Genomic DNA, 14,775 nt, shown 5'->3' with positions numbered 1-14,775 from the left:
CAAAAGGACGAGGATTATGACGATCAATCTGCAGAAGCCGGACATCACCGAGCTCAAGCCGCGCATCACCGTGTTCGGTGTCGGCGGCGGCGGCGGCAACGCTGTCAACAACATGATCACTGCGGGGCTTCGCGGCGTGGAATTTGTGGTAGCCAATACCGACGCGCAGGCGCTGACCATGTCCAAGGCCGAGCACCTGATCCAGCTTGGAGCGCATGTCACCGAGGGCCTCGGTGCCGGCTCGCAGCCTGAGGTCGGTCGCGCCGCCGCCGAGGAATGCATCGACGAGATCATCGACCACCTTGCCAATACCCACATGTGCTTCGTCACCGCCGGCATGGGCGGCGGCACGGGCACCGGTGCAGCTCCCGTCGTCGCCCGCGCCGCCCGTGAAAAGGGCATCCTCACCGTCGGCGTCGTCACCAAGCCGTTCCACTTCGAAGGCCAGCGCCGCATGAAGACGGCCGATATGGGCATCGAAGAACTGCAGAAGTGCGTCGACACCCTGATCGTCATCCCGAACCAGAACCTGTTCCGCCTCGCCAACGACAAGACCACCTTCGCCGACGCCTTCGCGATGGCCGACCAGGTGCTCTACTCCGGCGTTGCCTGCATCACCGACTTGATGGTCAAGGAAGGCCTGATCAACCTCGACTTCGCCGACGTCCGCTCGGTGATGCGCGAGATGGGCAAGGCCATGATGGGCACCGGCGAAGCCTCGGGCGAGGGCCGTGCAATGGCCGCCGCCGAAGCCGCGATCGCCAACCCGCTGCTCGACGAGACGTCGATGAAGGGCGCCAAGGGCCTGCTGATCTCCATCACCGGCGGTCGCGACCTGACCCTGTTCGAGGTCGACGAGGCTGCGACCCGCATCCGTGAGGAAGTGGACCAGGATGCCAACATCATCCTCGGCGCGACCTTCGATGAAGAACTCGAAGGCGTCATCCGCGTCTCGGTCGTGGCGACCGGCATCGACAAGTCGGCAGCCGATATCGCCGCCACGCCGATCGCCATCCGCCAGCCGCTGAAGCCGGCACCGCGTCCGGTCGCTGCCATGCCCGAGAATCGGCCGGCAATGGCTCCGGTTCAGGAGGCGCCGCGCCTCGAGCCTCGCTCCGCCGACCCGGTCGCCGATGCGATCCGCATGGCCGAAGCGAATGCCGCTGCCGCTGCGATGGCAGCACCGCGCGCGGCCCCGGCTCCGGCTGCCGAAGACTTCCGCCCGCAGAGCAAGCTGTTCCAGGCTCCGCCGCAGCCCGTCCAGCCGCATCCGGTGATGCAGCAGCCGGTCGCTCACCATCAGCCCATGTCGGCGCCCGCGTCGCAGCGTGAGTTGCAGCAGGAGCCGGTCATGGCCGCGCCCCAGCCGCGCATGCCCCGCGTCGAGGACTTCCCGCCGATGGTGCAGGCCGAGGTGCAGGCCAAGACCCGTCCGGCCGAGCAGCATCATGAAGACCGCGGTCCGATGGGCCTGCTGAAGCGCCTGACCAACGGCCTTACCCGCCGCGAGGAAGAGCCTGCCCGCCTGCAGCCGGCACAGGCGCGCGAGCCGAAGCTGCGCCAGCAGGCGCCGGAGATGCGTCGCATGGCCAGCCAGGATGCGCAGCTCTATGCGCCGCGCCGCGGCCAGCTCGACGACCACGGCCGCCTGACGCCGCAGTCGCGGGTCCAGGATGACGATCAGCTGGAGATTCCGGCCTTCCTGCGCCGCCAGGCCAACTGAGCGGGCGCCGGTATGTAACCGACCAAAAAGGGCAGGCACCTCGGTGCCTGCCCTTTTTGTTAAAAGTACAGTGAAAACAGATGGTTGCGTGAGGTGTAGGTAAGGGGAATCTCGTTACACCAAGTTAAAAACCGTGATTTGGAGTATCCTGGCGTCGCTACTATCTTCCGGCCATCGTAGAGTCGGAGAGTGGGAATCAGCGGGGACGTGTTCCTTTCCCCCGACAAAGACCAAAGGCCGAGACCGCCAGACTCTAGCGGACATGGGCTGAAACGGGCACATGGGGATTCATTTGTACGACTATCAGACGACGCTGAAGACGCGCGCGATGCTTTCGGGCGTCGGCGTCCACAGCGGTAAACCTGTTTCCCTGACTTTCTTGCCCGCCGATGCGGATACCGGAATTGTTTTCCATTGTGCCGGCGGCCGCGAATTGCGCGCCCTGGCTTCCGAGGTCGGCTCTACCGATCTGTCCACCCTTCTTGGCGATCCGGCCGGCATTCATGTCGGCACGGTTGAGCACATCATGGGAGCGGTGTTCGGCCTTGGCATCGATAATCTGATCGTCGAGATCGACGGCAGCGAAGTGCCGATCCTTGACGGCAGCGCCATCCAGTTCGTCGAGGCCATCGAGCAGGCCGGCATCGAGACGCTCGCGGCCAAGCGCCGTTATATACGCGTGCTCAAGCCGGTGCGCATCGAGGCGGGCGCGTCCTGGGCGGAGTTCCGTCCCTATGGAGGAACGCGTTTCGAGGTCGAGATTGACTTTGAGAGCGCCGCCATCGGTCGCCAGTCCTTTGCCGCCGACATCACTGCCGACGTGTTCCGCAAGGAGATCGCGCGCGCCCGTACCTTTGGCTTCATGAAGGACGTCGAGCGCCTCTGGGCAGCCGGCTATGCGCTGGGTTCCTCACTGGAGAACTCGGTGGTGATCGGCGATGACGGCCGCGTCATCAACATGGAAGGCCTGCGCTATTCCAACGAATTCGTGCGCCACAAGACGCTCGACGCCATGGGCGACCTGGCGCTTGCCGGTGCGCGCTTCATCGGCTGCTTCCGCTCCTATCGCGGCGGCCACCGGCTCAACGCTGCGGCGCTGCGGCACCTGCTGTCGGATCGTTCGGCCTTTGAAATCGTCGAGACGAGCCGCCGCGAGCGGGGGCGTTCGGCCGAGATGATTGCCGTCAACGCGCCAGTCTACACGCCCTGGGTGGTGTGAGGCCGCAAGGCGTGTATTCGGGACCTGCAAATAGGTTGTGCCCGGACGGTGCGCGAATTCCGGCGAAGCTGTGGAAGCGCCACAAAAATGCGCGAATGGATGGCGATAGCGTTGCCGTCCAGGGGCAGTTGTGATCTATGACTGCGGGCCATTGAGTATAGTCACGCCGAGAGGGGCAGAATCAGACCATGGTTTTTGAGCGAGCTGTACAGTCGAAGCCGGCGCGCGCTGCCCTTCTGGCGTTTTCGGTGCTTTCCGCGCCGCTTTTCCTCTCGGCCTGCATGTCTTCGGACAAGGACGTCGACCTGTCGACCTATGTCGACCAGACCGACCCGGCCGATGTGCTCTACAACCAGGGTCTGGCCAATCTGAACGCCGGCCGCCTGAAGGAGGCCAGCAAAAAGTTCGACGCCATCGACCGCCAGCATCCGTATTCCGAATATGCCCGCAAATCGATGGTCATGGGCGCTTTCGCCAACTATCGCCAGGGCAACTACGACGACGCGGTCACCTCGGCCAAGCGCTATCTCGCGCTCTATCCGTCGACCCCCGACGCGGCCTATGCGCAGTACATCGTTGGACTCTGCTATTTCCGCCAGATTCGCGACGTGACGCAGGACCAGAAGGAATCGCGCCGCGCCATCGAGGCGATGCAGGAAGTGGTCACCCGCTGGCCCGATTCCGAATATGTCGACGACGCCAAGGAAAAGATCCGCTTTGCCCGCGACCAGCTCGCCGGCAAGGAGATGCAGGTCGGACGCTACTATCTGGAGCGGCGCGAATACATCGCGGCCGTCAAGCGTTTCCGCTTCGTGGTCGAGAACTATTCCAACACGCGGCATATCGAGGAGGCGCTTGCGCGTCTCACCGAGAGCTATTACGCGATGGGCCTGACTTCCGAGGCGCAGACTGCGGCCGCTGTCCTGGGGCAGAACTACCCCGACAGCCAGTGGTACAAGGACACGTACAAGCTCTTGCAGTCCGGCGGGCTGGAGCCGCGCGAAAATGCCGGCTCGTGGCTATCCAAGGCCGGAAAGCTTATCACCGGCGCCTGATAGCAGCGGGGAGAGATGCTCTCGAGGCTGTCGATCCGCGATATCGTTCTCATCGAGAAGCTGGACATCGATTTTGTGTCCGGCTTGTCGGTGCTGACCGGCGAGACCGGCGCGGGCAAGTCCATCCTTCTTGATTCCTTGTCGCTGGCGCTGGGCGCGCGGGGCGATGCCTCGCTCGTGCGCCATGGCGCCACGCAGGGGCAGGTGTCTGCGGTCTTCGACGTGCCGCGCAACCACCCCGCTCGGCAGATCCTGATCGACAATGCCCTCGACGACGATGGCGACATCATCCTGCGGCGCGTGCAGACGGCCGACGGGCGCACCCGCGTCTTCGTCAACGACCAGCCTTCCAGCGTCACCCTGATGCGCGACATCGGCCGCGCGCTGGTCGAGATCCATGGCCAGCATGACGACCGCGCACTGGTGGATGCCGGTGCGCACCGCGACGTGCTCGATTCCTTCGGGGGGCATCTTGGCGAGGTGCGGGCCTGTGCCGAAGCCTGGCGACGCTGGCGCGACTGCGAGCAGGAACTCGCGCGCCATCGCGCCCGCGTCGAGGCGGCTGCGCGCGAGGCCGACTATCTGCGCGCGGCGGTCGCGGAGCTGTCGCAGCTCGACCCGCAGCCGGGCGAGGAGGCGGAGCTGGCCGAGGTGCGCACGGCCATGATGCGCGCCGAAAAGATCGCCAGCGATATTCAGGATGCGCAGGACGTGCTGTCCGGCTCCAATTCGCCGTTGCCGCAGCTAGCCAGCCTGCTTCGGCGCCTGCAGCGCAAGGCTGGCGAGGTGCCCGGCCTGCTTGACGATGTGGTGACGTCGCTGGACGAGGCGATGCTGTCGCTGGATGCCGCTCAATCTGGCGTGGATGCGGCGCTTCGGGCAACCGAATACGATCCGAAACGGCTGGAGAAGGCCGAGGAACGACTGTTCGCGCTGCGCGCGGCCGCGCGCAAGCACAATGTGCAGGTGGACGATCTGGCCCGGCTGCGCGACACGATGGCGGCCGATCTTACCGACCTCGATGCGGGCGAGGAGCGTCTGCAGGTGCTGGAAAAGCAAGCGGTGGCCGCACGCGATGCCTATGACGGCGTGGCTGCGCATCTGTCGGAACTGCGCAAGACTGCCGCGCTCGGGCTGCGCAATGCGGTGATGGCCGAGTTGCCGGCGCTGAAGCTGGAGCGGGCCGAGTTCATCGTCGAGATGAGCGCCGAGCCAGACAATCGGCAGGAAGAGGGCATCGATCTCATCGAGTTCTGGGTGCGCACCAATCCGGGCACCAAGCCGGGCCCGATGATGAAGATCGCCTCCGGCGGCGAACTGTCCCGCTTCCTGCTGGCGCTGAAGGTGGCGCTGGCCGACCGCGGCTCGGCGCCGACGCTGGTCTTCGACGAGATCGACACAGGGGTCGGTGGTGCCGTTGCCGACGCCATAGGCCAACGCCTGGCGCGTCTGGCCAACCGCGTGCAGGTGCTTTCGGTCACGCATGCGCCGCAGGTGGCGGCACGGGCACACACCCATTTCCTGATCGCGAAATCGGGCAGCGCGGAGCAGGTTTCCACCAGCATCGCCGAGATGGATCGCAATGCACGTCAGGAGGAAATCGCCCGCATGCTGGCCGGCGCGACCATCACCGACGAAGCGCGCGCGGCGGCCGAGCGGCTGCTGCGCGAGAATGCCGAGGCCGTTGCCTCCTGACATTGAGGGCTTGAGTACGGCTCGAAGCGAAATAGTTTACGGATCTAACCATGGTTGGATTCGCGTCAACATGGCTCGCCTTGGAAACAACTGTCGAACTCGCTATCTGGGAAGCTGGGTGGTGCGTTTCCAAGCATGACCCGAGAGGTCTTTAAATGATACGAAATTATAGCAATACCGACTCTAGACCTCGATCGTCTATCATAAGTGACCATATTATTCAGGGGTGGCCAAATGCGTATAAGGCAGACGTCTCCGAGTTTGTGACGCGCCTCCCCGATGAAGTTCAAGATATATTGTCAAATTATTTATCGAGGCACATTGTTGAGTTTGCTTCAGGGAAAGCGAAGCTCAGGAATATGACTTTGGATGTTCCTGTAATTGAGGATATATCGCGGGCTATCGTGGCTGCTCAAACACTTCTCGCCGAAGCGGATGAAGCCTATTATATCAATGACGCCCCTATATTTTCCGATGCCGTCTATGATGATTTAAGAAGATTTGTCGGCGCTCTCACTTCAGCAAGTCAGGAGTTCTCGGAGCTAGCTAGCAGGCTTGAGAGAATTGGCGCGCGACCGAGCCCGGCATTTGGCCAGGTCGTCCATGCGGTGCCGATGCTCTCGCTCGACAACGTCTTCACCGATGAGGATGTGGTCGATTTCATCGCCGGCGTGCGCCGCTTTCTGACGTGGCCCGCCGACCGGGAGTTGATCTTCACCGCCGAGCCCAAGATCGACGGCCTGTCGATGTCGCTTCGCTATGAAAACCGCAGGCTGGTGACGGCAGCTACGCGCGGCGACGGCACCACGGGCGAGAACGTCACCGCCAATATCCGCACCATCAGGGAAATCCCGCATCAGTTGCCCAAGGATGCGCCTGATGTGGTGGAGGTGCGCGGCGAGGTCTATATGCGCCGCGACGATTTCTTCGCGCTCAACCAGCGCATGGCCGAGACCGGCCAGGTTTTCGCCAATCCGCGCAATTCGGCGGCCGGCAGCCTTCGCCAGAAGGACCCGGAAGTCACCCGTTCGCGGCCGCTGAGATTCTTTGCCTATGCTTGGGGTGAGACGAGCGAGCCGCTGGGAGAGACCCAGTATGATATCGTGCAGCGCTTTGGCGATTGGGGCTTTCCCATCAACAGCCTGATGGACCGCTGCCGGTCGCTCGAGGACATTCTGGCGCACTACCGTTCCATCGAGGCGGAGCGTGCGGAACTGCCCTATGACATCGACGGCGTGGTCTACAAGGTCGATCGGCTCGACCTGCAGGAACGACTCGGTTTTCGCTCGCGCAGCCCGCGCTGGGCGACGGCGCACAAATTCCCCGCCGAGAAGGCGACCACCGTGCTTACCGGCATCGATATCCAGGTCGGCCGCACCGGCGCGCTTACGCCGGTGGCGCGTCTGCGTCCTGTCACTGTCGGCGGCGTGGTGGTCACCAACGCTACGCTGCACAATGAGGACTACATCCGCGGCATCGGCAACAACGGCCAGCCGATCCGCGAGGGCCGCGACATCCGCATCGGCGACACGGTGGTGGTGCAGCGTGCCGGCGACGTTATCCCGCAGATTCTCGATGTCGTGCTTGAAGGGCGTCCCGCCCACGCCGTTCCTTACGTCTTCCCCGATCGCTGTCCGGCCTGCGGCAGCCACGCTGTGCGCGAGGAAGGGGAGGCGGTGCGGCGCTGCACCGGCGGCCTGATCTGCCCGGCGCAGGCGGTCGAACGGCTGCGCCATTTCGTGTCGCGCAACGCGTTGGACATCGAGGGGCTCGGCGAGAAGCAAATCGAATTCTTCTTCAACGCCGAGGACCCGGCTCTGCGCATCCGCTCCCCCGCCGACATCTTCACGCTGAAGGCGCGGCAAGAGAGATCGCTGACCAAGCTCGAGAACATCGAGGGTTTTGGTGCCGTCTCGGTACGGAAACTGTTTGCGGCCATCGACGACCGGCGACAGGTGGAGTTTTCGCGGTTCCTGTTCGGGCTGGGCATCCGGCATATCGGCGAAACCAACGCCAAGCGGCTGGCACGGCATTTCTTGAGTTTTTCTGCCCTGCGCACGGCAGCCGAAAGCGCCGTCATGCCGCAAGGCAAGGGCGATATCGGCAACGCTGCCTGGCAGGAGATCAACGGCATCAACGGCATAGGCGCGGTGGTTGCAGAAGCAGTGGTCGAGTTCTTCGCCGAGGACCACAACCGCGAAGCCGTCGACGCGCTGCTAGAGGAAGTCACGCCGGTCGACGAGCAGCCGGTGGGAGAGGTCTCGTCGCCGGTCGCCGGCAAGACGGTCGTCTTCACCGGGGCGCTTGAAAAAATGTCGCGCGACGAAGCCAAGGCCATGGCCGAGAAGCTCGGGGCCAAGGTCGCGGGATCCGTCTCGAAGAAGACCGATCTCGTCGTGGCGGGGCCGGGCGCGGGCTCCAAGCTGAAGCAGGCCACCGACCTCGGCATCGAGGTCATTGACGAGGATGCCTGGTTCGAGCGGGTGGGGAGGGGCTAGAAGCCGACCGGCCCCGTGCCACTGGCATCAACCCGGCTGATCCATTGCTCAAGCAAATTGACGTGACATGTCAGTCTGGCTGACCTAAACACGTTTCTTTCCCCGGAGCAGTCATGTCTGTCGAAGCCATTCCCGAAGGCGCGCGCGCAAGCGAATTCTGGCGTGGCGCGCGACTGAGCATTCCGGTCGTGGTTGCGTCCGCACCTTTTGCCGTCCTGTTTGGAGCGCTCGCCATCGACAACGGCTTCAGTGTCGCCGAGGCCACGCTGATGAGCGCGACCATCTATGGCGGCGCGAGCCAGCTCGTCGGTATTGAACTGTTCGGCCATCAGGTCGCGCCATGGCTCGTCGTTCTGTCGATCTTCGCGGTCAATTTCCGCCACGTTCTCTATTCGGCGGCGGTGGGCAAGCGCATCGACCACTGGCCACTGTTGAAGCAGGCCATCGGCTACTTCTTCCTCGTCGATCCGCAATATGCCGAAGCCGAACGCAAAGGCGAGAATGGTGAAGAAGTCACCTTCGCCTGGTACATGGGCCTGGCGTTGCCGATTTATGTGTTCTGGCTGGCCGAGAGCACGCTGGGCGCGCTGTTCGGGCGGCTGATCCCCGATCCCCACGCCATCGGCCTTGATTTCCTGTTGCCGATCTATTTCCTCGGGCTCGTCATGAGCTTCCGCAAGCGCCCACGCTGGCTGCCCATCGTCATTGCCAGTGCGGCAGCCTCGATGATCGCCTACAAGACGGTCGGTTCGCCCTGGCATGTGTCGATCGGTGCGCTGGCAGGCGTGATGCTTGCAGCAGCCCTACCTGTAAGAGCCGACGAGACCGTCGAAACCGAGGAAGCCGTGGAGGTGGTGTCATGAGCACGACACTGTGGATCATCTTTGCCGGCGCCGTCGCGACCTATCTGACGCGTATCGGTGGGCATCTGGTCATCTCGCGCTTCGAGCGCATCCATCCACGTGTCGAGGCTGGGCTCAATGCCGTGCCGGCCGCGGTCCTGACCACGCTTGTGGCGCCTGCCGCACTGTCGGCCGGTCCCGCTGAGCTGGCAGCTCTTGCGGTGGCGGTGATCGTCTCGTTGCGCGGCGGCCTGTTGACCATGTTCCTCGCCGGTGCCGCAGTGCTTATCGCCATGCGGCACTTCATCGGCTGAGCTCCAACTCAGCCGATCGCCGCGGTCGCATTCTCCAGCCACCTCAGCGTTTCGCCGTCCACCATCGGTCCGATCTCGGCCAGAACGCGGACGTGGTAGGCATTGAGCCACTCCAGTTCGTCCGGCGCCAGCAGGTCGGCGTCTATCAGCCTTCGGTCGATCGGCACGAGCGTCAGCGTCTCGAAGCCATGGACGGGAAGGTCGCCGCCCTCGAGAGCCTTGGCGGCCGTCACGAGGATCAGGTTCTCGATGCGGATGCCGTAATGGCCTTCCTTGTAGTAGCCCGGCTCATTCGACAGGATCATGCCTTCGAGCAGCTTCTCGGTACCGGTCTTGGCGATGCGCTGGGGCCCTTCATGCACGGCCAGATAGGAGCCGACGCCGTGGCCGGTGCCATGGGCGAAGTCCAGGCCCCGCTGCCAGAGCGCTATGCGCGCGAAGGCATCGATGTCGCAGCCGCGCGTGCCGACCGGAAAATGCAGCATCGAAATGGAAATCATGCCCTTGAGCACCAGGGTGAAGCGCTCGCGCATTTCATCCGTCGGCCGGCCAATGGCGACTGTGCGGGTAATGTCGGTGGTGCCGTCCTGATATTGCGCGCCGGAATCGAGCAGGAACAGTTCGCCGTCGCGTAGCGGACGGTTGGTGGCGCGCGACACGCGATAGTGCATGATCGCGCCGTTCGGGCCGGCGCCGGAGATGGTGTCGAAGGAGACGTCGCGCAGCGGCATCTGGGTCTCTTCGCCGACGCTACGCCGCATCTCCTCGAGCTGCGTGACCATCTTGATCTCGTCCAGCGTGTTCGGCTTCTGCGCATCGAGCCAGCACAAGAGTTTCGCCACGGCGGCGCCGTCGCGCCGGTGCGCGGCGCGCGCGCCCTGGATTTCCGCCTGGTTCTTGGTGGCGCGGGGGAGGCGGGCCGGGTCGGGCTCCAGAACGACGATGCCGCCATTCTCCTCCACCAGCGCCCGCAGCTTGTCGGCGGCAAGCACGGGATCGAGCGCGATCCGGGCGCCGGTTCTCGCCAGTTCGATCACGTCGGCTTCGAGCATGTCGGGCGCGCGCAGGTCTGCAAGCTGGGTGAGATAGGCCTCGACCTTGCGGGACAGCTTGCGGCCGTCCATGAACAGGCGATGCTTGCCGTCGGCGGCGAGTATGGCGAAGCCGAGCGCCAGCGGCGTGTGCGGCACGTCTCCACCGCGGATGTTGAAGGCCCAGGCAATCGAGGACGGGTCCGTCAGCACGCAGTGGGTGGCGCCTTCCCTGGCGATTGCGGCCGCGAGCCTGGCGAGCTTGTCCTTGGCCAATTCGCCGGCAAAGGCGATGGGGTGGATCTCGACCGGGGCCAAGGGGGGCTCCGGCTGGTCGGTCCAGATCTCGTCGATGGGGTTGTCGGCCAGCGGCACCAGGGTTGCGCCGGCTTTCGCAGCCGCCTTCTTCAGCGCGCTCACTTCGCTGATCGTGTGCAGCCAGGGATCGAAGCCGATCTCCGCACCCTTGCCGAGGTTTTCGCGAATCCACGCCGGGGGCGGATTTTCGATCAGGTTCTCGATGCTGAATATGCCGAGGTCGACCTGTTCGCGCACCTGGAGCTGATAGCGGCCGTCGACGAAGATGAAGGCGCGGTTGGCGAGGATGATCGCAACACCGGCAGAGCCGCTGAAGCCTGTCAGCCAGCGAAGGCGCTCGGAGCCGGGCGCGACATACTCGCCCTGGTGCTGGTCGGCGCGCGGGACGATGAAGCCGTCGAGCTCGCGCGCGACAAGCCATTCGCGCAGTTTGGCGACACGGGTTGCCGCGGTGGACGGGTCGCTGGCCGAATCGAATGTCTGGAACATGGGCGGAGGTGCCTTCCGGTTGCGGGTGTCTAGCGTGGCGCAAAAACTAGAGCATCGCGCCTGAAAGTGGAATCCGGTTTCCGAGCAATCTGCTGATCCTGAAGCGCCAAGGCTCGGCGCAACCGCTGGCTCAGCGCTTGAGATGCAGCGTCACCCAGCCCTCGCGCAGCAGGGTTCGGACATGGGTGAAGCCCTGGCCGACATAGGCCGAGCGCACGCCATCGCCTTGCCGCTCCAGAATGCCCGAGAGCACGATGGAGCCTCCAGGCGTGACATGCTGCGCAACGGAGGGGGCAAGCTCGATCAGCGGCCCCGCCAGGATGTTGGCGATGATCAGGTCGAAGGGGCCGCGGGCGGCAAAGACGGGGTGGTCGAAGCCGGTTGCGGTTTCGGTTTCGACATAGTCGGATACTTCGTTGAGCCGCACATTGCCGGCTGCAACCTCGGTCGCCACCGGGTCGATGTCGGTCGCCAGCACTGGGATATGCGCGAGCTTTGCCAGGGCGATGGCCAGAACGGCGCTGCCGGTGCCGAGGTCGAGCGCATTGCGCGGCTTCTCTTGCCGGGCGACCTCCGCCAGCAATTCGAGGCAGCCCGAAGTGGTGCCGTGGTGGCCGGTGCCGAAGGCAAGGCCGGCCTCGATCTCGATGCCCATCTCGCCTTCGCGGGGCTCGTCCCGGTCGTGCGAGCCGTGCACGACGAAGCCGCCGGCACGCACCGGCTTCAGCCCCTCCAGCGACTTTGCCACCCAGTCGACGTCGGGCAGCGTCTCGCGCCCGATCGCCTTGTCGAGGGAAAGCGAGGTCAGCACCTTGCGCATGCGCCGCTCGGCTTCGTCTATGTCGCCGTCGGCATAGAGCGACACTTCCTGGATGTCGCGCTCCTCGTCCACTTCCAGCACCGCGATCGGGAAGCCGTCCTCCTCGAATTCAATCTCGAAAGCGTCGAAGATGCGGCTTGCATCGCCGCGCCCGGCCGTGAGGTAAAGGCGTGTCTGGCTCATGGTGCTTCACAATCCGAAAAGAGGGCCGAAAAGAGGGCGCTTGAGCCGCGCTTGTGGACGTTTCAGCCTTTGCCTGCAAGACGTTTCAGCTTGGCCACCGCCGTATCCCCGCTTTCGCCATAGGCGATGGTGCCGAAGAAGTCGCCCTTGCCATCCAGCAGCAATACCGAGGCGGTGTGGTCCATGGTGTAGTCGCCGCCGTCGAGCGGCACCTTGCGCGCATAGATGCCGAAGGACTTGGCCATGGCCGCGACCTTGTCGGGGTCGCCGGTGATGCCGGTGATGCGATTGGAGACGTTGCTGACATAGGTGTCCATGGCAGCCGGCGTGTCGCGCTCGGGATCGACCGAGACGAAGTAGGCCTTGATGTCCTTGCCGTCGTCGCCAAGCTTCTTCAGCCAGCCGTCAAGCTCGAACAGGGTTGTCGGGCAGACCTCGGGACAATGGGTAAAGCCGAAGAACACCGCCGAGGGGTGGCCCCGGAAGGCCGCCTCGGTGATGGGCTGGTCCTTCTGGTCGACCAGTGCGAACGGGGCTCCGAAGGGTTCGCCGCTGTGGCGCGATTGGTACGATTGGAAGGTCAGCCAGCCGACAACGGCCGCCGTCAGAACCAGGATTCCGACGAGAATGGAGCGCATCATGGGTACCGGTTTCCCCTGTCAGTGTTGGAGCGGGCGAAGCGCGCAAGCCTGTCGCCGCCCAAGGGCGTGGGCAGGCCTGCACCTTGGCAGCGAACATAGTAAGCCGGAGCCTCGCGCAAAAGAGGCCATGATGCCGCTGACGCCACGCGGGGTTGCGGCTTGCAACGCCGCCGACGCGCCCCAATTTCTTCCGGGCAACGTCTTTTCATGGAGGTCTTCATGCGTCTGGCACTTTGGGCTGCTGCGGCACTTGTTCTGGGCGCGGCCGCGCCGGCGTCTGCCGACGAGGTCGGCCGGGTTGGCGTCGATTGGCTGGGCAACGACATCGTCGTTCAGGCGGTGCAGGATCCGAAGGTACAGGGGATCACCTGCCACGTCTCCTACTTCGACCGCGGCGTCGTCGACCGGCTGCAGAAGGGCAACTGGTTCGAGAATCCCTCCGATAGCGCCGTTTCCTGCCATCAGACAGGGCCGATCACCATCGGCGACATCGATCTCAGCGAAAAGGGCGAGGAGGTCTTCAAACAGGGCATCAGCCTGATCTGGAAGAAGCAGGTGGTGAACCGGATCTACGACAAGACGAACAACACGCTGATCTACCTGTCGCACTCCCGGCAGGTGCAGAACGGCTCGGCCAAGATGGCGATCACCACCGTGCCGCTCTACGACCAGAACGTCGTGTGGACGAGCAGCAAGCCGAAATAGGTTGGGCGGCAGCCACGCCTTGCCCGGCGCTGCGCGGCGGCGTAAAGCGCGGGGATGGACCCAGCACTTCGCTTCAAGGATGCCGAGCCGCGCATCCACCCCACGGCCGAGCTGAAATCCTGCCGCCTCGGCCGCTATGCCGTGATCGGCGAGCGCGTCATCCTGCGCGAGGTGACGGTGGGTGACTTCTCCTATTTCGAGCGCCATGCCGAGGCGATTTACACCACCATCGGCAAGTTCTGCTCGATTGCTGCAAACACCCGCATCAACGCGCTGGAGCACCCGATCGAGCGCATCACCACGCACAAGGTGAGCTACCGCCCGAACGAATATTTCCGCTATCTCGGCGTGGATCAGGCGTTCAAGGCACGCCGGCAGGCCAAGGCGGTGACAATCGGCCATGATGTCTGGATCGGCCATGGCGCGGTCGTCCTGCCCGGCGTGACGATCGGCAACGGCGCGGTGATCGGCGCCAATGCCGTGGTGACGCGTGACGTGGGCGCCTACGAGATCGTGGCGGGCGTGCCGGCGCGCAGCAAGCGGCTGCGCTTTGCGCCCGAGACCATAGCGCGCATCGAGGCGCTGGCTTGGTGGGACTGGCCGCTGGACCGTCTGGCCGATGCGGTCCCCGACATGCAGTCCATGACCATCGAGGCCTTTCTGGATCGCTGGGAAGGGCGTGCGGGATAAAGTCGGGGCGCGAAGACGAAATATTGCGTTCGTGCGCTGCTCTGGCAGCAATTTCAAAGGCTTGGCGCAGGTCGACGTCGGATTTCATCCCCTTTCCAACGGCGATTATCCACATTTCGGACGACGCCGGCTCCACGCCCCGATGCGGAAAGTCCCCGCCGTCGGCTTGACGCCCCGGGCGGGCGAGGCGCATTTTGCCCACAGAGGAGACGCAATGGCAGATTGGCTGGAAATCCTGCGCAATCAGGCGGAGACCTGCTCCCATATGGGCAAGGAGGTGCCCAAGATGCTGGCCAATCCCGACATCGCCGCCGATCAGGTCAGGGCGCTGTTCGAGGCATTGGAAGAACAGGTGCAGTTCGTCGAGAAACTGGCCCGGACGCTCGAGTTCAACGACTACGACCCGGATGTGGTCAAGGCCGCCGAGGAACTGGAAGAGCGCTATGCCGACCTCGCGGCCGGAGCGGCGGAGAGGCTGAAGCAGCTTTTGGGCTGAGGCGTCGAGCCGGCCGCCGCATCAAATCGCAAGGCGTGCCCCGGGCCGCCCGGCAA

General features: G+C 64.3%; 13 protein-coding genes. 10 read left to right on the top strand and 3 right to left on the bottom strand.

Annotated elements, in window-relative coordinates; all coding sequences use genetic code 11:
- The first annotated feature begins 16 nt into the window (after window positions 1-16).
- The 7 genes from ftsZ (at window position 17) to ABLE85_RS06815 (ending at window position 9,346) form a co-directional block, all read left to right on the top strand.
- Entirely contained in the window at window positions 17-1,723 is a 1,707-nt protein-coding gene (gene ftsZ / locus ABLE85_RS06845; RefSeq protein WP_348791942.1) for a cell division protein FtsZ, read from the top strand.
- 280 nt (window positions 1,724-2,003) lie between these two features.
- The gene (lpxC, locus tag ABLE85_RS06840; RefSeq protein ID WP_348791941.1) at window positions 2,004-2,942 is read left to right on the top strand and encodes a UDP-3-O-acyl-N-acetylglucosamine deacetylase; all 939 of its coding nucleotides are present in this window, start codon (window positions 2,004-2,006) and stop codon (window positions 2,940-2,942) included.
- A gap of 188 nt (window positions 2,943-3,130) precedes the next feature.
- Entirely contained in the window at window positions 3,131-3,997 is an 867-nt protein-coding gene (locus ABLE85_RS06835) for an outer membrane protein assembly factor BamD (protein WP_348791940.1), read from the top strand.
- A gap of 15 nt (window positions 3,998-4,012) precedes the next feature.
- Window positions 4,013-5,692, top strand: coding sequence for a DNA repair protein RecN (recN, locus tag ABLE85_RS06830; RefSeq protein ID WP_348791939.1), 1,680 nt, complete (start codon window positions 4,013-4,015; stop codon window positions 5,690-5,692).
- Between the two features lie 359 nt (window positions 5,693-6,051).
- Window positions 6,052-8,190: an NAD-dependent DNA ligase LigA gene (ligA, locus tag ABLE85_RS06825; RefSeq protein ID WP_348791938.1), complete on the top strand. Its 2,139-nt coding sequence runs from the start codon at window positions 6,052-6,054 to the stop codon at window positions 8,188-8,190.
- A 113-nt stretch (window positions 8,191-8,303) separates the two neighbouring features.
- Window positions 8,304-9,053 carry an AzlC family ABC transporter permease gene (locus ABLE85_RS06820; protein WP_348791937.1) on the top strand — a complete coding sequence of 250 codons (750 nt, stop codon included), beginning with the start codon at window positions 8,304-8,306 and terminating at the stop codon, window positions 9,051-9,053.
- Window positions 9,050-9,346 carry an AzlD family protein gene (locus tag ABLE85_RS06815; RefSeq protein ID WP_348791936.1) on the top strand — a complete coding sequence of 99 codons (297 nt, stop codon included), beginning with the start codon at window positions 9,050-9,052 and terminating at the stop codon, window positions 9,344-9,346. Before ABLE85_RS06820 ends, ABLE85_RS06815 begins: the two co-directional genes overlap by 4 nt.
- Before the next feature lie 8 nt (window positions 9,347-9,354).
- Here the strand turns inward: ABLE85_RS06815 and ABLE85_RS06810 are convergent, their stop codons facing one another.
- From ABLE85_RS06810 to ABLE85_RS06800, 3 genes are all read right to left on the bottom strand, one after another.
- Window positions 9,355-11,184, bottom strand: coding sequence for an aminopeptidase P family protein (locus ABLE85_RS06810; RefSeq protein WP_348791935.1), 1,830 nt, complete (start codon window positions 11,182-11,184; stop codon window positions 9,355-9,357).
- 130 nt (window positions 11,185-11,314) lie between these two features.
- Entirely contained in the window at window positions 11,315-12,187 is an 873-nt protein-coding gene (locus ABLE85_RS06805; protein WP_348791934.1) for a 50S ribosomal protein L11 methyltransferase, read from the bottom strand.
- Between the two features lie 62 nt (window positions 12,188-12,249).
- The gene (locus ABLE85_RS06800; protein WP_348791933.1) at window positions 12,250-12,828 is read right to left on the bottom strand and encodes an SCO family protein; all 579 of its coding nucleotides are present in this window, start codon (window positions 12,826-12,828) and stop codon (window positions 12,250-12,252) included.
- A 219-nt stretch (window positions 12,829-13,047) separates the two neighbouring features.
- Between ABLE85_RS06800 and ABLE85_RS06795 the strand changes: the two genes are divergently transcribed.
- The 3 genes from ABLE85_RS06795 (at window position 13,048) to ABLE85_RS06785 (ending at window position 14,719) form a co-directional block, all read left to right on the top strand.
- Window positions 13,048-13,533, top strand: a complete 486-nt coding sequence (locus ABLE85_RS06795; protein WP_348791932.1) for a CreA family protein — start codon at window positions 13,048-13,050, stop codon at window positions 13,531-13,533.
- 54 nt (window positions 13,534-13,587) lie between these two features.
- On the top strand, window positions 13,588-14,223 hold the full coding sequence (locus tag ABLE85_RS06790) for a DapH/DapD/GlmU-related protein (protein ID WP_348791931.1): 636 nt from the start codon (window positions 13,588-13,590) through the stop codon (window positions 14,221-14,223).
- Between the two features lie 214 nt (window positions 14,224-14,437).
- Window positions 14,438-14,719 (top strand): hypothetical protein, encoded by a 282-nt coding sequence (locus ABLE85_RS06785; RefSeq protein ID WP_348791930.1) that lies wholly within the window; start codon window positions 14,438-14,440, stop codon window positions 14,717-14,719.
- The last annotated feature ends 56 nt before the right edge of the window (window positions 14,720-14,775 follow it).

The organism is Mesorhizobium sp. KR1-2, assembly GCF_040045035.1.
In the GTDB taxonomy this organism is placed as follows: domain Bacteria; phylum Pseudomonadota; class Alphaproteobacteria; order Rhizobiales; family Rhizobiaceae; genus Pseudaminobacter.
The sequence above is the reverse complement of the archived record's forward strand: the minus strand, read 5'-3'. Positions and strand labels throughout refer to the sequence as shown.